The organism is Rhodococcus sp. AH-ZY2 (assembly GCF_030916465.1).
GTDB lineage: Bacteria > Actinomycetota > Actinomycetes > Mycobacteriales > Mycobacteriaceae > Rhodococcus > Rhodococcus ruber.
Map to the genome: position 1 here is coordinate 2866933 of NZ_CP126458.1, position 19405 is coordinate 2886337.

Genomic DNA, 19405 nt, shown 5'->3' on the forward strand with positions numbered 1-19405 from the left:
ACATCGGCACCGTGGCGAGCCACGAAATCGGCACCGTGGCGAGCCACGACATCGGCACCGTGCGGTGCGGTGGTTTCAGGCACCGGTGTCGAGGGGCACGCGGCGCAGGGTGCCGTCGACCCGGTCGGCGGCCTCGACCTCGTCGCGGGTGACGCCGAGGACGAACAGCACCGCGTCCAGGTACGGGTGGGACAGAGCCGTGTCTGCGACCTCACGCAGCGCCGGCTTGGCGTTGAACGCGATGCCGAGTCCGGCCGCTCCGAGCATGTCGATGTCGTTGGCGCCGTCGCCGACGGCGACGGTCTGCTCGATCGGCACGCCGGCCTCGGCGGCGAACTCCCGCAGGGCGCGCGCCTTGGCGGCCCGGTCCACCACCTCACCGACGACGCGGCCGGTGAGCTTGCCGTCGACGATCTCGAGGGTGTTGGCCCGGACGAAATCCAGTTCGAGTTCGTGGGCGAGACCGTCGATGACCTGGCGGAAGCCCCCGGAGACGACGCCGCAGCGGAACCCGAGACGCCGCAGTGTGCGGATGGTGGTCCGGGCACCGGGGGTGAGTTCGAGGTTCTCGGCGACCTCGTCGATGACCGATGCGGGCAAGCCGGCAAGGGTGGCGACCCGCTGGTTCAGCGACTCGGTGAAGTCGATCTCGCCGCGCATGGCTGCCTCGGTGACAGCGCGGACCTTGTCCTCCACGCCGGCGTGTGCGGCAAGCATCTCGATCACCTCGCCCTGGACGAGGGTGGAGTCGACATCGAACACGATCAGCCGCTTCGAGCGACGGGCGAGACCGGCGCGTTCCACGGCGATGTCGACCTCGAGGCCGGCGGCCAGCTCGGCGAGCCCGGCCCGCAGTCGGGCGTCGGCCTCGGAACCGGGGTCGGCGGCGGTGACCATGAGTTCGAGTCCGGTCACCGGGTAGTCGGCGATTCCCCGGATGGAGTCGATGTTGGCGCCCTGCCGTGCAAGTTCGCGGCCCACCGAGCGCAGGGCCCGGGCGCTGACGGGGCTGCCGAGGACCACGAGGGCGTGTGTGGACACGGACGAGCCGATACCCGGCTCGACACCGGTCTGGACCTGGGCGTGCATGCCGATGGTCGCCATGGCGGCCTCGATCTCGTCCTGCAGCGCGTCGGGATCTGCGGGGCAGGAGACGAGCACCCCGAGGGTGAGCCGGCCGCGGATCACGACCTGCTCGACGTCGAGCAGATCGACGTCGTGCCGGGTGAGCGCCGCGAAGAGCACCGAGGTCACGCCGGGATGGTCCGGCCCCGTCACAGTCACCAGCATCGCGGTGTCAGACGCCACCTACGTCTCCGATCCTTCGTCAGTCGCGGCACTTGCCCACTCATTGTGGCAGGTGAACGGGGTGCCGAGTGAGCAGGGGTCCCCTCGGCAGAACGCGCGAGGCCCCGCCCGTCGGGGACGGGCGGGGCCTCGGGAGGCGTCGATCCGGGGTACGGATCAGCGGTCGGCGGGGGTCCTTTCGGCACCCTCGCTCAGCGCCACATGGTTGTGCTTGTTGCTGCCCGGGCCGACATGGGCCTCGGCACGCATGCGGTCCACCATGTGCGGGTAGTGCAGCTCGAACGCGGGGCGCTCGGAGCGGATGCGCGGCAGCTCGTAGAAGTTGTGCCGCGGCGGCGGGCAGGTGGTAGCCCACTCGAGGGAGTTGCCGTAGCCCCACGGGTCGTCGACCGTGACGACCTGCCCGTACCGGTAGCTCTTGAACACGTTCCACAGGAACGGCAGCGTCGAGGCGCCGAGGACGAAGGCACCGACGGTCGAGACGATGTTCAAGGTGGTGAACCCGTCCGACGGCAGGTAGTCGGCGTAGCGGCGCGGCATGCCCTCGTTGCCCACCCAGTGCTGCACCAGGAACGTGGTGTGGAAGCCGACGAAGGTCAGCCAGAAGTGCCACTTGGCGAGGCGCTCGTCGAGCATGCGCCCGGTCATCTTCGGGAACCAGAAGTAGATGCCGGCGTAGGTGGCGAACACGATGGTGCCGAAGAGCACGTAGTGGAAGTGCGCGACGACGAAGTACGAGTCGTGGACATGGAAGTCGAGCGGCGGGCTGGCGAGGATGACGCCGGACAGGCCGCCGAACAGGAAGGTGACGATGAACCCGACCGAGAACAGCATCGGCGACTCGAACGTCAGCTGCCCCTTCCACATGGTGCCGATCCAGTTGAAGAACTTCACGCCGGTGGGCACCGCGATCAGGAACGTCATGAACGAGAAGTACGGCAGCAGCACGGCGCCGGTGGCGTACATGTGGTGCGCCCACACCGCGATGGAGAGCGCCGCGATCGCCAGGGTCGCGTAGACCAGGCCGGTGTAGCCGAAGATCGGCTTGCGGGAGAAGACCGGGAAGATCTCCGAGACGATGCCGAAGAACGGCAGCGCGATGATGTACACCTCGGGGTGACCGAAGAACCAGAACAGGTGCTGCCACAGCATGACACCGCCGTTGGCGGGGTCGAAGATGTGCCCACCGAGGTGGCGGTCGACGAAGAGGCCGAAGAACGCAGCGGTCAGCAGCGGGAACGCCAGGAGGATCAGCACGCTGGTGATGAGGATGTTCCAGGTGAAGATCGGCATCCGGAACATGGTCATGCCGGGGGCGCGCAGGCACACCACGGTGGTGATGAAGTTGACCGCACCGAGGATGGTGCCCAGACCCATCACACCGAGGCCGAGGACCCAGAAGTCACCGCCGACGCCGGGCGAGTGCAGCTCGCTGGTGAGCGGGCTGTACGCGGTCCAGCCGAAGTCGGCCGCACCACCGGGGGTGATGAAGCCGGCGGTCACGATCGTGGCGCCGAACAGGTACAGCCAGTAGCTGAAGGAGTTCAGGCGCGGGAACGCGACGTCGGGGGCGCCGATCTGCAGCGGCAGGATGTAGTTCGCGAAGGCGAACACGACCGGGGTCGCGTACATCAGCAGCATGATCGTGCCGTGCATGGTGAACAGCTGGTTGTACTGCTCGTTCGACAGGAACTGCAGACCCGGAACCGCGAGTTCGGTGCGGATGAGCAGAGCCATCACGCCGCCGATGAGGAAGAACGCGAACGAGGTGACCATGTACATGATCCCGAGCATCTTGGGATCCGTGGTCGTGATCATCTTGTAGAAGAACGAGCCCTTGGGTCCCTGCCGCGGCGGGTACGGCCTCGCTGCAGCTATCTCCGGGACTGGCTGGGGCGCTACGGCAGTCACTAATCCTCCTGATTGCGCGCTCGACTCGCAGTGCGAGGCGAACGTTCTCTGGCTTGCGCTGATCGAATCGTAGACGGTGCGACCACCGCACGCTCACCGGGTCCTACTCAGTGTCGTACTCGGCCCTCGAGCATACCCACGGGGGTCTGTGACCCACGCAACCCGGGGGCCGTCCACCACCCCCCGCACCTCCCGTTTCCTCCAGGACATAAGGTAAGCGTCTCCTAAGTATGAAGGTCCCGAGAGACGAGGTTCACCGTGCACCCCCTCCCCCTGCGCCGCGGCATCGCCGCGCTCGCGACGACCCTCACGGCCGTGCTGCTCGCCGGCTGCTCCTCCGGCGAGACGGCCGAGCAGGCCCCGGCCACCGCGGGCTTCCCCCGTACCGTCGAGCACTTCCGCGGAACGACCACTCTCGACTCCCCGCCGCTTCGGGTCGTCGCGCTCGACACCAGCTATGCGGATGCGACGCTGCTCCTCGAATCCGAACTCGTCGGTTACGTCGACTACCGCACCGAGGGCCTGCCCGACTACCTCGGTGACACGCGCGAGCAGTTCGCCGCGGACGCGACGTCGGTCGGCGCGGTGTCCGATGCGAGTCTCGAGAAGGTCGCCGCTCTGCAGCCCGATCTGATCCTGTCCGCGGACGTGCGCGACGGCGAGAACTACGACAAGCTGTCCGCCATCGCACCGACGGTGTTCTCCCAGAGCACCGGACCGACCTGGAAGGACAACATCCGGCTCGCCGCGCGAGCCCTCGGCAAGGAGGACCTCGCCGAGCAGAAGATCGCCGACTACGAGGCCCGGGCGAAAGCCATCGGCGACGAGATCAACGCCACGGCCGGCAACCCCACCGTCTCGGTGGTCCGCTTCGCCGGCGAGCCCACCGCCCGCCTCTACCGCACCACGTCGTTCAGCGGCATCGTCCTCGAGGATGCCGGCCTGGCCCGGCCCGCGAGCCAGGGACCCGATCCGGCCGATCCGAGCAGCATCATGAATGCGATCAGCCCCGAACTCATCGGCGAGGCGGATGCGGATGTGATCTTCGTCAGCATGTACCGCGACGGGGAGGGCAAGTCCGAGGCGGCGGCGCAGCCGTTCCTGTCCAATCCGCTGTGGCAGAACCTGCGCGGCCGGAAGGTCGACGTGGACGACAGCCTCTGGATGACGCCGGTGTCCGTCCAGGGCGCGCACAAGATCCTCGACGACCTCGCCGAGGCTTTCGGGGTCGATCCGCACACCAGTTAACCTGGACCGTCCCCTAGACAGGAGTGGTCGTATGCCCGCAGCGTCCCGGTCCCGCGCCGTCACGTGCACCGTCGCCCTCACTGCCGTGGCGGCACTCGGCCTGGCGGGATGCGCGGAGACGACCGACGATCCGGCGAGCAGCATCGTGCGCACGACCACCCGCATCGCCGGGGCTGCCGTCGTCGGCATCGAACGCGACACCACGACCGCGTGCGCGCTACCCAGTCCCCTCGATCCGGGCCAGCCCGCCGGCGGCACCCGATCGGTGATCCACACCGGCGGCATCTCCGAGGTGCCCGTCGACCCGCAGCGGATCGTCGTCCTCGACGCTGCCGCGATGGACGCGGTGTGCGCACTGGGCCTGTGGGAGCGCGTGGTCGGCACGACCACCGACGTCGCCCGTGCCGAGTACCTCGGCACCGGCATCGCCGAACTGCCCTCGGTGGGCGCGACGTCGGCGCCCGACGTCGCGCTCATCGACGGTGCGGAGCCCGATCTGATCCTCGGCTCCTCGGCCGACCCGGAGCTCTACCGCCGCCTCGGCGACGTCGCTCCGACGGTGCTCGTCGGCTCCGATCCGGTGTTCTGGCGGCAGCAGTTCCTCCGCGCCGCAGAGACACTCGGGCGCTCACAGGCGGCCGGCCGAGTGCTCGACGACTACCGCGCCACCGCAACGGACGTGGGCACGGCGACGACCGCGTCACAGACCCAGGCGTCGATCGTGCGGTTCACCGGTGACGGCGCGGTCGTCGAGGGCACCGCGTCGTTCGCCGGCCAGGTCCTCGCCGACACCGGCGTCGCGCGCCCGCCCGCACAGCGGTTCGGTGTGCAGGACGGGAGTGCCGCCGCCCCGCTCGACGAGGACGACCCGGCCGCCGCGGAGGGCGACCTGATCTACGTCCGATTCGCCGGCGAGGACGGCGTCGCACACGGCAGTGAGGTGATGGACTCCGAGGCCTGGCTCGACCTCGGGGCGGTCACCGACGGCCGGCTGTTCGCAGTGGACGACCTCGTGTGGTCCACGCCCGGCCCGGTGGCCGCGAAAGCCGTTCTGACGGACGTACGCAACACCCTCAACGGCTACTCGAACTGAGCCCGACGACCGAATGTCACATGGGTTCGATCACATCGAACCCATGTGACATTCGGTCACAGCGGGTGGGGGATCAGAAGTCCCAGTCCTCGTCCTCGGTGACGACTGCCTTACCGATCACGTACGAGCTGCCCGACCCGGAGAAGAAGTCGTGGTTCTCGTCGGCGTTCGGCGACAGCGCGGACAGGATCGCCGGGTTGACGTCGGTCTCGTCCTTGGGGAACAGCGCCTCGTAGCCGAGGTTCATCAGGGCCTTGTTGGCGTTGTACCGCAGGAACTTCTTGACGTCCTCGGTGAGGCCGGCCTCGTCGTAGAGGTCTGCGGTGTACTGGGTTTCGTTGTCGTACAACTCGAAGAGCAGCTCGAAGACCCAGTCCTTGAGCTCGTCGCGCTCGGCCTGGGTGATCTGCTCGAGTCCGCGTTGGTACTTGTAGCCGATGTAGTAGCCGTGCACCGCCTCGTCGCGGATGATCAGCCGGATCATGTCCGCCGTGTTGGTCAGTTTCGCCCGCGACGACCAGTACATCGGCAGGTAGAAGCCCGAGTAGAACAGGAACGACTCGAGCAGGGTCGAAGCGGCCTTGCGCTTGAGCGGACTGTCGCCCTGGTAGTAGTCGAGGACGATCTGAGCCTTGCGCTGCAGGTTCTCGTTCTCCTCCGACCAGCGGAACGCGTCGTCGATCTGGCGGGTGGAGCACAGCGTCGAGAAGATGCTCGAGTACGACTTGGCGTGCACCGACTCCATGAACGCGATGTTGGTGAGCACCGCCTCCTCGTGCGGGGTCACCGCGTCCGGGATCAGCGACACGGCGCCGACGGTGCCCTGGATCGTGTCGAGCAGGGTCAGACCGGTGAACACCCGCATGGTCAGTTCCTGCTCGTACTCGGTGAGCGTGCCCCACGACGGGATGTCGTTGGACACCGGAACCTTCTCGGGCAACCAGAAGTTGCCGGTGAGACGGTCCCACACCTCCGAGTCCTTCTCGTCCGGAACGCGGTTCCAGTTGATCGCCGAGACACGGTCGACGAGTTTGACGTGGGCGCCGTGGGACGGCGAATGCGCGCGGGGTGCGGAGGTCATCTGTCTTTCCCTACCTGAGTTTCGATGTGTACCGGCAAGATTCGTCACAGCATGCAGGACACGCAGTTCTCCACCTCGGTGCCCTCGAGCGCCATCTGCCGCAGCCGGATGTAGTACAGCGTCTTGATTCCCTTGCGCCAGGCGTAGATCTGCGCCTTGTTCACGTCGCGGGTGGTGACGGTGTCCTTGAAGAACAACGTCAGCGACAGGCCCTGGTCGACGTGCTGGGTGGCCGCCGCGTAGGTGTCGATGATCTTCTCGTACCCGATCTCGTACGCGTCCTGGAAGTACTCCAGGTTGTCGTTGGTCAGGTAGGGAGCCGGGTAGTAGACGCGACCGATCTTGCCTTCCTTGCGGATTTCGATCTTCGACGCCACCGGGTGGATGCTGCTGGTGGAGTTGTTGATGTACGAGATCGACCCGGTGGGCGGCACGGCCTGCAGGTTCTGGTTGTAGATGCCGTGCTCCTGGACCGACGCCTTCAGCGCGCGCCAGTCGTCCTGCGTGGGAATCGCCACGCCGGCGTCGGCGAAGAGCTGCCGCACGCGGGCGGTGGCCGGCTCCCATACCTGGTCGGTGTACTTGTCGAAGAACTCGCCCGAGGCGTACTTCGACTCGGGGAAGCCCTTGAAGTACGCACCCCGCTCGATGGCGAGCCGGTTCGACGCGCGCAGCGCGTGGTAGAGCACGGTGTAGAAGTAGATGTTCGTGAAGTCGACGCCCTCTTCGGAGCCGTAGAAGATGCGCTCGCGGGCGAGATAGCCGTGCAGGTTCATCTGCCCGAGCCCGATCGCGTGGGAGTCGTTGTTGCCCTGCTCGATCGACGGCACCGAGTAGATGTGGGTCTGGTCCGACACGGCGGTCAGCGCCCGGATCGCCACCTCGATGGTGTGCGCGAAGTCCGGCGAGTCCATCGCCTTGGCGATGTTGAGCGATCCCAGGTTGCACGAGATGTCCTTGCCCACATGGCTGTAGGACAGGTCCTCGTTGAAGGTGGAGGGTGTGGAGACCTGCAGGATCTCCGAGCACAGGTTCGAGTGGGTGATCTTGCCCTTGACGGGATTGGCCCGATTGACGGTGTCCTCGAACATGATGTACGGGTAGCCGGACTCGAACTGCAGTTCCGCGACGGTCTGGAAGAACTCGCGCGCCTTGATCTTCGACTTGCGGATGCGCTTGTCGTCGACCATCTCGTAGTACTTCTCGGTGACGTCGATGTCGGCGAACGGCACTCCGTAGATGCGCTCGACGTCGTACGGCGAGAACAGGTACATGTCCTCGTTGCGCTTCGCGAGCTCGAACGTGATGTCGGGGACGACGATGCCCAGCGAGAGGGTCTTGATGCGGATCTTCTCGTCCGCGTTCTCGCGCTTGGTGTCGAGGAATCGGTAGATGTCGGGGTGGTGCGCGTGCAGGTACACCGCGCCGGCGCCCTGGCGGGCCCCGAGCTGGTTGGCGTAGGAGAAGGAGTCCTCGAGCAGTTTCATGATGGGGATGACGCCGGAGGACTGGTTCTCGATCTGCTTGATCGGCGCGCCGTGCTCGCGGATGTTGCTGAGCAGCAATGCGACTCCGCCGCCGCGCTTGGACAGCTGCAGCGCCGAGTTGATCGAGCGGCCGATCGACTCCATGTTGTCCTCGATCCGCAGCAGGAAGCAGGAGACGGGCTCGCCGCGCTGCTTCTTGCCGGAGTTGAGGAACGTCGGGGTCGCGGGCTGGAACCGGCCCGAGATGATCTCGTCGACCAGGTGGGTCGCGAGCTGCTCGTCGCCGGCGGCCAGGGTCAGCGCGACCATGCAGACGCGGTCCTCGAACCGCTCGAGGTAGCGCTTGCCGTCGAACGTCTTGAGCGTGTACGAGGTGTAGTACTTGAACGCGCCCAGGAACGTCGGGAAACGGAACTTCTTCGAGTAGGCGTGTTCGAAGAGCTGCTTGACGAACGGCCGGGAGTACTGCTCGAGCACCTCGGGTTCGTAGTAGTTCTCCTCCACGAGATAGTCGAGCTTCTCGTCGAGGTTGTGGAAGAACACCGTGTTCTGGTTGACGTGCTGCAGGAAGTACTGGCGGGCGGCGGCGACATCCTTGTCGAACTGGATCTCGCCGTCGGGTCCGTACAGGTTCAACATCGCGTTGAGCGCGTGGTAGTCGAGGCCCTTGAGGGACTCGTCGATCTTGGCGCTCGCTGCCGGCGCGGCATCGGTGACGGTCACGGTGCTTGCTCCCACTGTGAGTAGACGGGTTCGCCGCGCCCGTAGCCCGACGGCGGCGCAGCGTTGATGGAGTGGACGGGTGGGGTCGCGGTCAGGCCGACTGCAACGACTGCGCCCAGAACTGCGTCAGGCCCTCCCGGACGCGCTCGACGTCCTCGGCGGTACCCATGAGTTCGAACCGGTAGAGGTACGGAACCTTGCACTTCTGGGAAACCACATCCCCGGCGTAACAATAGGATTCGCCGAAGTTGGTGTTGCCGGCGGCGATGACCCCGCGAATCAGCGCACGGTTGTGCGGATTGTTGAGGAACCGGATCACCTGCTTGGGCACGAAATTCGTGTCCCGGCCAGTTGCGGTGGTGCCACCGCCGTAGGTCGGCAGGATCAGCACGTACGGTTCGTGCACCTCGAAGGCGCCGTCCCGGTCGTGCAACGGGATCCGGGTGGCCGGCAACCCCAGTCGCCGGACGAATCGGTGCGTGTTCTCCGATGCGCTCGAGAAGTACACCAACGAGGTCATGGATGTCTCACATCACTTCGCTCGGGTCCGGCGACCGGCCGCAGGGGCGGTGGGTCGGCTCGCGACGGGGTCAGGCAGCGACGGCGAGGGCCTTGATCCGGTCCGGGCGGAAGCCCGACCAGTGCTCGTCGCCGGCGACCACCACGGGGGCCTGCAGGTAACCGAGGGCCATCACGTAGTCCCGCGCTTCGGGGTTCTCCGAGATGTCGACGACGGAGTACTCGATACCGGCCTTGTCGAGGGCCCGGTAGGTGGCATTGCACTGAACGCAGGCAGGCTTGGTGTAGACGGTGATGTTCATGGCTTCCCCTTTTCGGCAACCTGACGACTGACTGCACAGCAGTGCCTCGAGGCCCGTCGTACCACTGCGATCCCGCTTCCCCGAGGGACCGGAAACGATCAAGCCTTCCAGCGCTCTAGACACTACACCTAGTGGCCGACAGAATCATAGAACGCGAGATGTTGTGAGTTACAGCCTTGATATTCCCAGGTCGTCACTCGCCCGCAGCGCTGTCGGGCAGGTGCGGGAGCACGTCCTCGAGGCGCGCCGGCAGCCGTCGTACCCGCGCCCCGGTGGCGTGCCACAGGGCGTTGACGACCGCCGCCGCGCTACCGACGATCCCGATCTCCCCGACCCCGCGCGACCCCATCGGTGTCGCGTGCAGGTCGTCCTCGTCGAGCCAGGTCGCGTCCACGTCACCGATGTCGGCATGGGTGGGGATGTGGTACTCCGCCAGATCGTGGTTGACCACGTGCCCGGTGCGGGCATCGCGGATGCTCTCCTCGTGCAGCGCCATGGAGATGCCGAAGCACATCCCGCCGATCAGCTGCGAACGTGCGGTGCGGGGGTTGACCACCCGCCCCACCGAGAACACACCGTGCATCCTCGGCACCCGGATCTCGCCGGTGTCGACGTCCACCCGCACCTCGGCGAAATGCGCGCCGAACGACTGGATTCGGTAGTGCTCGAGGGCGGGGTTCTCCTCGGCCGTCGCCGAGGCCTCGGCGCCCGGATCCGGCCGGTCACCGTGCCGCTTGCGAAAGGCGTGGGCCGCGGCGACGATCGCGGTGCCCCACGACGAGGTGCCGGAGGACCCGCCGGCGACCGTGGCGTTCGGCAGGGCCGAGTCACCGATCTCGAGGTGGATGTCCTCGGGTCCGCATCCGAGCGCATCGGCCGCGATGAGCGTGAGCGCGGTCCACGCACCGGTCCCGATGTCCGCGGCGCCCGTGCGCACGGTGTAGCGACCGTCACCGTCGTGGCGGACCGCGACCTCGGTGCCGGGGTTGAGCAGGTGCGGATAGCTCGCTGCCGCGACTCCGGTGCCGACGAGCCACCGGCCGTCGCGGCGGGTGCCGGGGGTGCGGTCGGCCGGATCCCAGCCGAACACCCGCGCACCTTCACGCAGGCACTCCACCAGCCGTCGCGACGACCACGGACGTCCGGACTCGGGGTCGACGGGCGGGTCGTTGCGCACGCGCAGTTCGATCGGGTCCAGCCCGCACGCCACCGCGAGCTCGTCCATCGCGACCTCCCCCGCGAACATCCCCGGCGCCTCCCCCGGTGCCCGCATCCAGTAGGGAGCAGGCACGTCGAGGGCGACGATGCGGTGCGAGGTACGCCGATACGGCGCGGCGTACATCCCCCGCGACGACACCGCCGTCTGCTCCGCGTACTCACGCACGTGCGAGGACTGCGAGAAGGCCTCGTGTACCACCGCCTCGAGCCGCCCCTCCCGGCTCGCGACCAACCGGACGTGCGAGACGGTGGGCGGGCGGTACCCGACGTAGCCGAACATGTCCTGCCGGGACACCGCGAACTTGACCGCCCGGCCGGGCAGCAGGCGCGCCGCCATCGCCGCCACGACGTCGTGGGCGTGCGGCGCCCCCTTCGAGCCGAAACCGCCCCCCACGTAGGGACTGATCACCCGCATCTGCTCGGGGCGCAGACCCAGCACGGGCGCCAGGGTGGAGACGACGCCGTGGGTGCTCTGCGTGGAGTCGTACAGCGTCAACGACTCCCCGGACCACACCGCGACGACGGTGTGCGGTTCGAGCGGGTTGTTGTGCTCCTCGGGTGTGGAGTACCAGCCGTCGACCACGACGCCGTCGCGCTCCGCGACCTCGGCCGCCGCGGCGTCGCCCTGCTCCGAGTCGGTGGGATAGCCGCCGTTGGCCTGTTCGGGGGCATAACTGCGCGGATGATCGGGCCGGAACGCGACGTCGTGTGGTGCGGACTCGTACTCGACCTGCACCAGTTCGCTGGCGTGTCGGGCGATCTCGGGTGTCTCGGCCACCACGGCGGCGACGATCTCCCCCCGGAAGGCGACGGCCGGGTCCTGCAGGACCGCGTACTCGGCCTCCGAGGTGTCCGCCAGCCGGGGCGCATCCCACGGGGTGAGAACGGCGAGTACGCCGGGCAGGGCCAGCGCCTGGGCGGTCTCGACGCGGGTCACCGTTCCCCGCGCGACGGTCGCCGTGACCGGGACGAGGTAGGCGGGGTCGTCGAACGGATGCTCGTACGCGTAGGGCGCGGCGCCGGCCACCTTGAGCGGGCCGTCCACCCGCGCCGTCGACGTGCCGATCGGGCGCTGGGCCGAGGGGGTCATGCGACTGCCTCCGAGGTGAGTTCGCGCAGCACCGAGACGAGGGTGCGGCGCAGCAGCGGCACCTTGAACTCGTTGCCGTCGAGGGGCCGGGCATCGGCGAGTTCCGCGTCGGCGGCCGCGGCGAAGACAGCGTCGCCGGGGGCGCTGCCCAGCAGGACGTGCTCGGCGCGGTGGGCGCGCCACGGCCGGTGCGCGACGCCGCCGAGAGCGACGCGGCATCCCGTGATCAGCCCGTCGACGATCGTCAGATCCGCCGCCACCGAGACGAGTGCGAACGCGTACGACGCCCGGTCGCGCACCTTGCGGTACGTCGAGACGGCGCCCTCGGGGGCGGGGATCTCGACGTGCAGGATCAGCTCCTCGCGCTCGAGCACCGTGTCGCGCTCGGGGCTGTCGCCGGGAAGCCGGTAGAGCTGCTCGACGGGAACGCACCGCTCCCCCTGCGCGCCGAGCACCGTCACCTCGGCGTCGAGCGCGAGCAGCGCGACCGCCATGTCCGACGGATGGGTGGCGACGCAGTGTTCGGAGGCGCCGAGGACGGCGTGGTAGCGGGTGTAGCCGCCGAGTGCGGTGCAGCCGCTGCCCGGGGCGCGCTTGTTGCACGGGGTCGACGGGTCCCGGAAGTACACGCAGCGGGTGCGCTGGAGCAGATTGCCGGCGGTGGTGGCCATGTTGCGCAGCTGCGGGGACGCCCCGGCCAGCAGGGCCCGGGCCAGGACCGGGTACCGACGGCGGACGATCGGGTGGGCGGCCAGGTCGCTGTTGCGCACGTTGGCGCCCACCCGCAGCCCGCCCTCTGCGGTCTCCGCGACGACGTCGAGCGGCAGACGGGAGACGTCGACGAGCACGTCGGGCGCGGTGACCCCGAGTTTGAGGTGGTCCACCAGGTTCGTGCCGCCGGCGAGGTAGGCGGCGCCCGGGTGGCCGGCGACCGCGGCAACCGCGGCGGCGGGATCGGCGGGCGTCTCGTAGCGGAACGTCTTCACGAGCAGTGTCCTTCCCCGCGCGCGACGTGCCGGAGCGCTTCGACGATGTTCGGGTAGGCCGCGCAGCGGCACAGGTTTCCGCTCATGCGTTCGCGGATCTCGTCGTCGGTCGGCTCGGGATCCTGGGTGAGGTCCGCGGTGACGTGGCTCGGGGCACCCTTGGCCATCTCGTCGAACATGCCGACAGCGGAGCAGATCTGGCCCGGCGTGCAGTAGCCGCACTGGAACGCGTCGCATTCGACGAACGCCTGGGGCAGGTGCGACGGCCCGTCGTCCGAGATCCCGGCGGCGGTGACGACGTCGGCGCCGTCGTGGGCGACTGCGAGCGACAGGCAGCTCACGATGCGCCGGGAGTCGAGCAGGACCGTGCACGCGCCGCACTGACCGTGGTCGCAGCCCTTCTTCGGAGAGTAGATCCCGAGCCGGTCGCGCAGGGCGTCGAGGATCGTGGTGCGCACGTCGACGGTGCAGCGGCGCTCACGGCCGTCGACGCGCAGGGTGATCGTGTGCTCGTGTTCGCCGGGACTGTCGCTCTCGTGCGCCATGGGCTCCTCCGTCGCGATGGGGACTGGCGAGGTATTCCCCGCAGCATGCCCCGGCAATCACGGCCGCGGACGGGAATCGGGCACAGACACCGACGGCCCCGGACCGCGCGCGGTCCGGGGCCGTCCGAGGCGTGATCGGGTCAGGCGTCGACGAGCTCGCGACGCGCGGCGGCAAGCTCGGAGAGCAGCGCGGAGATCTGCCCGGCGACCTCGGCGTTCTCCTTCGGGTGGGCGTCGCCGAACTTGTCGAGGGTGCCGGCGATGGACAGCTGCAGGCCGGTCCGGCCGCCGGCGATGCCGAGCGCCTTGACGGTCTCCTCGAGCGCCCACTTGGCGCCGTTGCCGCTGGGCGAGGCGCTGATCACGGCGACGGGCTTGCCGGCCAGGGCACCGGCGCCGTACGGGCGGGAGAGCCAGTCGATGGCGTTCTTGAGGACGGCGGGGATGGTGCCGTTGTACTCGGGGGTGACGAGCAGGAGGGCGTCGGCCTCGTTCGCCGCGACGCGCAGCGCTTCGGCGGCGGTGGGCGCGCCCGGCTCGCCGTCGAGGTCCTCGTTGTAGAAGGGCACCTCGGCGAGGCCTTCGTACACGGCGACCTCGACACCCTGCGGCGCGACGGCGGCCGCGGTCTCGGCGAGGCGGCGATTGACGGAGGCGGAGCGCAGGCTGCCGACGAGAGCGAGAACGCGGGTCTGGGACATGGGAGTGTTCCTTCGATTCGGGTGTCCGGGTCTGACGCCACTATAAACGGACTGCGGTCCACTTATGTTCCCGGGCGGTACTGTGACGTGGTGGACATTCCGCTACTGCCGCTCGCCGGGGACGAGAGCGTCGAACGATGCGACGCCGCCCGCAACCGGCGCCGGCTCCTCGAGGCGGCCTCGCTCCTCGTCGCCGAACGCGGCGTCGACGCGGTCACGATGGATGCCGTCGCCGCCCGCGCCGGGGTCGGCAAGGGCACCGTCTTCCGGCGCTTCGGCTCCCGCGCGGGACTCATGCGTGCCCTGCTCGACCACTCCGAACAGGCACTGCAGCGGCAGTTCCTCACCGGTCCCCCGCCCCTGGGCCCCGGCGCCGATCCCGTCGACCGGCTCGTCGCGTTCGGCCGGGCCCGCATCCGCCTCGTGGAGGTGCAGGGCGAGGTGCTGCGGGCCGCCGAGAGCTCCGCCGAAGCCCGGTTCAACGCCCCGGCGCGCGCGGTGAGCCTGACCCACATCGAGTTCCTGCTGCGCACCGCGGGGGTCGACGGCGACCTGCCGCTGCTGGCCCAGTCCCTGTTCGCCCCCCTCGAGGCCACCCTGGTCCTGCATCAGTGGCGCGATCTCGGGTATTCGCTCGACCGGCTCGCCGACGGGTGGGCGGACCTCGCGCGCCGTGTCGTCACGGCACCGGCCGCCGCCGGGCGGACGGTACGGTGACCGGCATGCTGCGGACGCTCGGGCTCTCGGTGCTCCTCACCCTGGCGGCGACGACGGCCGCCTGCGCGGGCGACGGCGCCGCCACCGCGCCCCAGGACCCCGCCGTGCTCACGGGACGCGCCTTCGTCTCCACCGCGGTGTCGGGCCCACCGATTCCCGGCGGCGGACCCCTCGTCGTGGAGTTCCCCGAGTCGGGCCGGATCGCCGCGACCGCCGGCTGCAACCGGTCGGTGGGCGCGGTCGATCTCGCCGACGGGGTGCTGCGCGCCGATCGGCTCGCCAGCACCCTCATGTCGTGCCCGCCGCCGATCGACGGCGCCGACACCTGGCTGTCCGACCTGTTCGCCGCGCAGCCGCGCTGGCACCTCGACGGCGACGTGCTGACCCTCGACGGCGGCGACGTGTCCGTCTCACTGCTCGACCGCACGGTCGCCGACCCGGACCGTCCCGTCGTGGGCACGCAGTGGGTGCTCACCGAGCTCGTCACGGCCACCGCGGTCTCGACCTCCCGGGTCCTCGAGAAGGCCGCGCCCACGCTGACCGTCGCCGCCGACGGCACGGTCTCGGGCAGCACCGGCTGCAACCGGTTCACGGGCAACGCCGCCGTCGGAGACACCGCGTTGACGTTCGGGCCGCTGGCCACCACCCGCGCGGCGTGCCCCGACCCGGAGCTCGCAGACATCGAGTCGGCCGTCCTGGCCGTGCTGTCGGGCGAGGTGCGCTACACGGTCGAGGGCGCGCAGATGCGACTGACCGCCGCGGACGGCGTCACCGGTCTCGGGTACACCGCGCGCTGACGAGCCGGTTCAGTACCGCTCCACCAGCCACTGCGCGAGTTCGCGGGCGCTGGCGTCGACCCTGGCCGGCCAGTCCAGCGCGGTCTCGTCCGCGTGGTCGCTGACGTGCTTGACCAGCCGGCACGGCGCGCCCATGCGGGACGCGGCGAGAGCGATCGCGAAACCCTCCATGTCGACGAGGTCGGCGCGGGCGGCGAGCGCGTCACGCACCTGCGCGTCCGAGACGAAGGAATCGCCCGTGGCGAGCACCGTCCCGTCGCCGTCGTCGAGTTCGAGTACGTCCTCGACCGGATAGCCGAGGCTGCGCAGCACCTCGCTGCTGATGTCGTGGTTGATCACCGCCGACGGCAGGTAGAGCCCGCCGTGGTGCACGTGCAGCGCGCCGGCGGTCCCGATGTTGACCACCGTCGGCGGGGTCCCGAGCCGGTGCCGGGCCAGCGCCTCGGTCACCGCGACGGCTGCGTGCACCTTGCCGATGCCGGTGATCACCGTCTCGTAGCGCGCCGGGACGTGCGCTGCCTCGGACTTCGTGGCGGCGACGACGAGGATCTCGGTCAACTCTTCTCTCCCAGCGCGAGGGTCGCGAGCGCCGCCCGGTGCAGCGCCCGCCCGTACCCTGCACCGTAGCCCGCCGCGTGCACCGCCAGCGGATGCAGCTGATGCATCGGCACGCGCTCGCGCCACCCCTCGCGCAGCGGGCACGTGGCGTCGTAGGCCGCGACGATCTCGTCGAAGTGGGGGCAGCCGAACAACTCCAGCATCGCCAGATCCGTCTCCCGGTGACCGCCGTGCGCCGCCGGGTCGATCAGCACCACACCCGCGGCGGTCCACAGCACATTGCCGTTCCACAGGTCACCGTGCAGGCGGGCGGGCGACTCGTCGTCGTCGAACTCGCCGGCGGCGACGCGCGCGCAGGCCTGCTCGATGTCCGGCAGCTGCGCCGCGGTGACGCTGCCGGCGTCGACCGCGATCCGCAGGAACGGCGCGACCCGTTCCGCCACGTAGAACTCGCCCCAGCTCGCGTGGACGGTGCTGCTCATCGGGCGCTTGCCGATGAACAGCCGGCCGTCGAATCCGTCCGGTGGGCAACCGAACCCGCCGGCGCCCGCAGCGTGCATGCGGGCGAGGCGCGCACCGAACCCCCGGGCCGCGGCGACGCTGGGGGCCACCTCGGTCAACCGCTCGAGATCGATGTGGTCCGCCGCGACCTCGCGGACGGCGACGACGGACATGCCCGCGGCCGCGAGCCAGGCCAGCCCTGCGGCCTCTGCCCGGAAGAAGTCGGGGTGGGCCCCGGCCCGGTGCTTGCGGAAGAGGTCGCTGCTCATCGTCACGAGTGTGCCCGCCGCGCGCCGCGCATGTCACCCGAGCACACCGCCGGACGTCCCGCTAGGGTTCGAACGATGACGAACCTTCGCGCGCAGATCATCGAGGAACTCGGCGTCCGGCCGACGATCGACCCCCAGGCGGAGATCCGGTCCCGCGTGCAGTTCCTGAAGGACTACGTCGTGTCGAGTTCCGCCAAGGGATTCGTTCTCGGCATCAGCGGCGGCCAGGACAGCACACTCGCCGGCCGCCTCGCCCAGCTCGCCGCGGAGGAACTGCGCGCGGAGGGCCACGAGGCCGAGTTCGTCGCCGTGCGACTGCCCTACGGCGAACAGTCCGACGAGCACGACGCGCAGGTCGCGATGGAATTCATCGGCCCCGACCGCTCGTTGCGGATCAACGTCAAGCCCGGTGCCGATGCCTCCGCCGCCGAGGCCGGGCAGGCCATGCACGAGATCTACGGCAACGGGTCGCAGCTGAGCGACTTCGTGCGGGGCAACATCAAGGCCCGTGAGCGGATGATCCTGCAGTACGCGATCGCCGGTCAGCTCGGGCTTCTGGTCGTCGGGACCGATCATGCAGCCGAGGCGGTGACCGGGTTCTTCACCAAGCACGGCGACGGCGGGGTGGACCTGACCCCGCTCACCGGCCTGACGAAGCGGCAGGGCGCGGCCCTGCTCCGCGAACTCGGGGCTCCCGACAGCACGTGGCAGAAGGTCCCGACCGCGGATCTCGAGGAGGATCGGCCCGCCCTTCCGGACGAGGTGGCCCTGGGTATGACCTATGCGGAGATCGACGACTACCTCGAGGGCAAGGACGTCACCCCGGCGCTCGCCGAGAAGCTCGAACGGACGTACCTGAACACCCGCCACAAGCGGACCGTGCCGGTGTCGCCGCTCGACACCTGGTGGCGCTGACGGGCACCCGGCACCGGGCGGGCGATCCCGTCAGCCGCCGGCGAACGGGGGCAGCACGTCGACCGCCGGGCCGGCGGCGCGTCCGAGGTCACGGGTGAGTTCGGAGTCGACCAGGAACGCCGCCACCGACAGCACGCGCGCCATCTCGGCGCCGTGCCGGTCGACCAGCGCCGCCTTCAGCGCGCCCAGGTCCGCCGTCGGCGGCAACGCCACCGTCTCCTTCTCCACCCCGGCCGCATCCGCCGCCGCGGCGAAATACCGCACCTCGATACCCGTCGTCGTCTCAGCCACCGATTGCTCCCATGCTGCGCTGCGGCGGCGTGAAGTCCGCCGCGTCGATGCCGTGCCCGGCCCACTTGTTCCACATCGCGCCGCGCCACAGCGCGGCGAGTTCGTCGTCGCCCGCCCCGCCGCGCAGCGCCGCCCGCAGATCGGTCTCCCGGTCGCTGAACAGGCACGAGCGCACGGTGCCCTCCGAGGTCAGGCGGGTGCGGTCGCAGTCGGAGCAGAACGACCGGGTCACCGACGCGATGATGCCGACCGTCGCGGGCCCGCCGTCGACCGCCCAGCGTTCGGCCGGCGCGGACGGATCCTCGCGCCCCACCTCGGTGAGGGAGAAACGGGCGGCCAGCACGTCGAGCAGCCGCTGCGCGGGGACCATGTTCGCGCGGGCCCACTCGTGGTCGGCGTCGAGCGGCATCTGCTCGATGAACCGCAGCTGCACGCCCTCGTCGAGGCACCAGGCCAGCAGGTCCGTAGCCCCGTCCAGGGTCTGCGGCATCAGCACGGCATTGACCTTCACCGGCGCGAACCCCGCCGCCTTGGCGGCGCGGATCCCGTCCAGCACCGAATCGAGCCGGTCACGCCGGGTCAGCTGCGCGAACCGCGCGCGGTCGACCGAATCGAGGGAGATGTTGACCCGGGTCAGGCCCGCCTCCGCCAGCGCCTGGGCACGATGGGCGAGACCGACCGCGTTGGTCGTCACCGCCAGCGGGATGCCGGGGACGGCACGGGCACACCCGGCGACGATCCGCTCGAGGTCCCGCCGCATGAGCGGTTCGCCGCCGGTGAAGCGGACCTCCCGGATACCGAGCCGGTGCACCGCGACGGCCACGAGACGGACGATCTCCTCGGCGCTGAGCAGCCGCTCCCGCGGGATCGCCGGCAAACCCTCCTCGGGCATGCAGTACGTGCACCGCAGCGAGCACTTCTCGGTGATCGACACCCGCAGGTCGCGGGCGACGCGCCCGAACCGGTCCAGCAGCACGGGGGTGTCGGGCCGGTCGGAGACGTCGTCGGCCGCGGCAGGGCGCACCGCCGGGATCCCCACGTGCACCGCCGTCATCGGGCCTCCGTCCTCATGACCCTCAGTATGCCGTCGCGCGCCCCGTCGCGTGGGAGGAGCACGGACACGACCCGGACGAGGCCGCACGGCG

At 69.6% G+C, this 19405-nt stretch carries 19 protein-coding genes; 5 read left to right on the top strand and 14 right to left on the bottom strand.

Features of this window, described 5'->3' with window-relative positions; translation table 11 throughout:
* Nucleotides 1–75: 75 nt before the first annotated feature.
* Together serB and ctaD are read right to left on the bottom strand one after the other, a co-directional pair.
* A complete protein-coding gene (gene serB, locus QNA09_RS14200) occupies nt 76–1290 on the bottom strand; it encodes a phosphoserine phosphatase SerB (protein ID WP_017680837.1) in 1215 nt (404 codons plus the stop codon).
* A gap of 174 nt (nt 1291–1464) precedes the next feature.
* Nucleotides 1465–3219: a cytochrome c oxidase subunit I gene (gene ctaD / locus QNA09_RS14205; protein WP_308071958.1), complete on the bottom strand. Its 1755-nt coding sequence runs from the start codon at nt 3217–3219 to the stop codon at nt 1465–1467.
* Nucleotides 3220–3477: 258 nt separating this feature from the next.
* Between ctaD and QNA09_RS14210 the strand changes: the two genes are divergently transcribed.
* Nucleotides 3478–4467 (top strand): ABC transporter substrate-binding protein, encoded by a 990-nt coding sequence (locus QNA09_RS14210; RefSeq protein ID WP_010594633.1) that lies wholly within the window; start codon nt 3478–3480, stop codon nt 4465–4467.
* 31 nt (nt 4468–4498) lie between these two features.
* Nucleotides 4499–5560 carry an ABC transporter substrate-binding protein gene (locus QNA09_RS14215; protein ID WP_010594634.1) on the top strand — a complete coding sequence of 354 codons (1062 nt, stop codon included), beginning with the start codon at nt 4499–4501 and terminating at the stop codon, nt 5558–5560.
* 73 nt (nt 5561–5633) lie between these two features.
* Here QNA09_RS14215 and nrdF read toward each other — a convergent pair whose 3' ends face one another.
* From nrdF to QNA09_RS14255, 8 genes are all read right to left on the bottom strand, one after another.
* A complete protein-coding gene (gene nrdF, locus QNA09_RS14220) occupies nt 5634–6641 on the bottom strand; it encodes a class 1b ribonucleoside-diphosphate reductase subunit beta (RefSeq protein ID WP_017680839.1) in 1008 nt (335 codons plus the stop codon).
* 44 nt (nt 6642–6685) lie between these two features.
* A complete protein-coding gene (gene nrdE, locus QNA09_RS14225) occupies nt 6686–8851 on the bottom strand; it encodes a class 1b ribonucleoside-diphosphate reductase subunit alpha (RefSeq protein ID WP_029540053.1) in 2166 nt (721 codons plus the stop codon).
* Nucleotides 8852–8942: 91 nt separating this feature from the next.
* On the bottom strand, nt 8943–9371 hold the full coding sequence (nrdI, locus tag QNA09_RS14230; protein WP_010594637.1) for a class Ib ribonucleoside-diphosphate reductase assembly flavoprotein NrdI: 429 nt from the start codon (nt 9369–9371) through the stop codon (nt 8943–8945).
* 70 nt (nt 9372–9441) lie between these two features.
* Nucleotides 9442–9672, bottom strand: a complete 231-nt coding sequence (locus QNA09_RS14235; RefSeq protein ID WP_003936942.1) for a redoxin NrdH — start codon at nt 9670–9672, stop codon at nt 9442–9444.
* Between the two features lie 193 nt (nt 9673–9865).
* Nucleotides 9866–11980, bottom strand: a complete 2115-nt coding sequence (locus QNA09_RS14240; protein WP_010594638.1) for a xanthine dehydrogenase family protein molybdopterin-binding subunit — start codon at nt 11978–11980, stop codon at nt 9866–9868.
* The gene (locus tag QNA09_RS14245; protein ID WP_010594639.1) at nt 11977–12966 is read right to left on the bottom strand and encodes a xanthine dehydrogenase family protein subunit M; all 990 of its coding nucleotides are present in this window, start codon (nt 12964–12966) and stop codon (nt 11977–11979) included. Before QNA09_RS14245 ends, QNA09_RS14240 begins: the two co-directional genes overlap by 4 nt.
* Nucleotides 12963–13511, bottom strand: a complete 549-nt coding sequence (locus QNA09_RS14250) for a 2Fe-2S iron-sulfur cluster-binding protein (RefSeq protein WP_010594640.1) — start codon at nt 13509–13511, stop codon at nt 12963–12965. The genes QNA09_RS14245 and QNA09_RS14250 overlap by 4 nt, the downstream gene beginning before the upstream one ends.
* Nucleotides 13512–13651: 140 nt before the next feature.
* Nucleotides 13652–14212, bottom strand: a complete 561-nt coding sequence (locus tag QNA09_RS14255) for an NAD(P)H-dependent oxidoreductase (RefSeq protein WP_010594641.1) — start codon at nt 14210–14212, stop codon at nt 13652–13654.
* A gap of 87 nt (nt 14213–14299) precedes the next feature.
* Here QNA09_RS14255 and QNA09_RS14260 point away from each other — a divergent pair, with 87 nt between their 5' ends.
* Entirely contained in the window at nt 14300–14929 is a 630-nt protein-coding gene (locus QNA09_RS14260) for a TetR/AcrR family transcriptional regulator (protein ID WP_010594642.1), read from the top strand.
* Nucleotides 14930–14934: 5 nt separating this feature from the next.
* Nucleotides 14935–15726, top strand: a complete 792-nt coding sequence (locus tag QNA09_RS14265) for an META domain-containing protein (RefSeq protein WP_026137785.1) — start codon at nt 14935–14937, stop codon at nt 15724–15726.
* 9 nt (nt 15727–15735) lie between these two features.
* Here the strand turns inward: QNA09_RS14265 and QNA09_RS14270 are convergent, their stop codons facing one another.
* Together QNA09_RS14270 and QNA09_RS14275 are read right to left on the bottom strand one after the other, a co-directional pair.
* The gene (locus tag QNA09_RS14270) at nt 15736–16284 is read right to left on the bottom strand and encodes a nucleosidase (protein WP_010594644.1); all 549 of its coding nucleotides are present in this window, start codon (nt 16282–16284) and stop codon (nt 15736–15738) included.
* Nucleotides 16281–17054, bottom strand: coding sequence for a fructosamine kinase family protein (locus tag QNA09_RS14275; RefSeq protein WP_010594645.1), 774 nt, complete (start codon nt 17052–17054; stop codon nt 16281–16283). The genes QNA09_RS14270 and QNA09_RS14275 overlap by 4 nt, the downstream gene beginning before the upstream one ends.
* 75 nt (nt 17055–17129) lie before the next feature.
* Here QNA09_RS14275 and nadE point away from each other — a divergent pair, with 75 nt between their 5' ends.
* Nucleotides 17130–17969 (top strand): ammonia-dependent NAD(+) synthetase, encoded by an 840-nt coding sequence (nadE, locus tag QNA09_RS14280; RefSeq protein WP_010594646.1) that lies wholly within the window; start codon nt 17130–17132, stop codon nt 17967–17969.
* A 30-nt stretch (nt 17970–17999) separates the two neighbouring features.
* On the opposite strand, the gene QNA09_RS14285 is transcribed toward nadE, so the two are convergent.
* Both QNA09_RS14285 and moaA read right to left on the bottom strand, forming a co-directional pair.
* Nucleotides 18000–18260: a MoaD/ThiS family protein gene (locus tag QNA09_RS14285; protein ID WP_010594647.1), complete on the bottom strand. Its 261-nt coding sequence runs from the start codon at nt 18258–18260 to the stop codon at nt 18000–18002.
* The gene (gene moaA, locus QNA09_RS14290) at nt 18253–19314 is read right to left on the bottom strand and encodes a GTP 3',8-cyclase MoaA (protein WP_010594648.1); all 1062 of its coding nucleotides are present in this window, start codon (nt 19312–19314) and stop codon (nt 18253–18255) included. Before moaA ends, QNA09_RS14285 begins: the two co-directional genes overlap by 8 nt.
* Nucleotides 19315–19405: the final 91 nt, after the last annotated feature.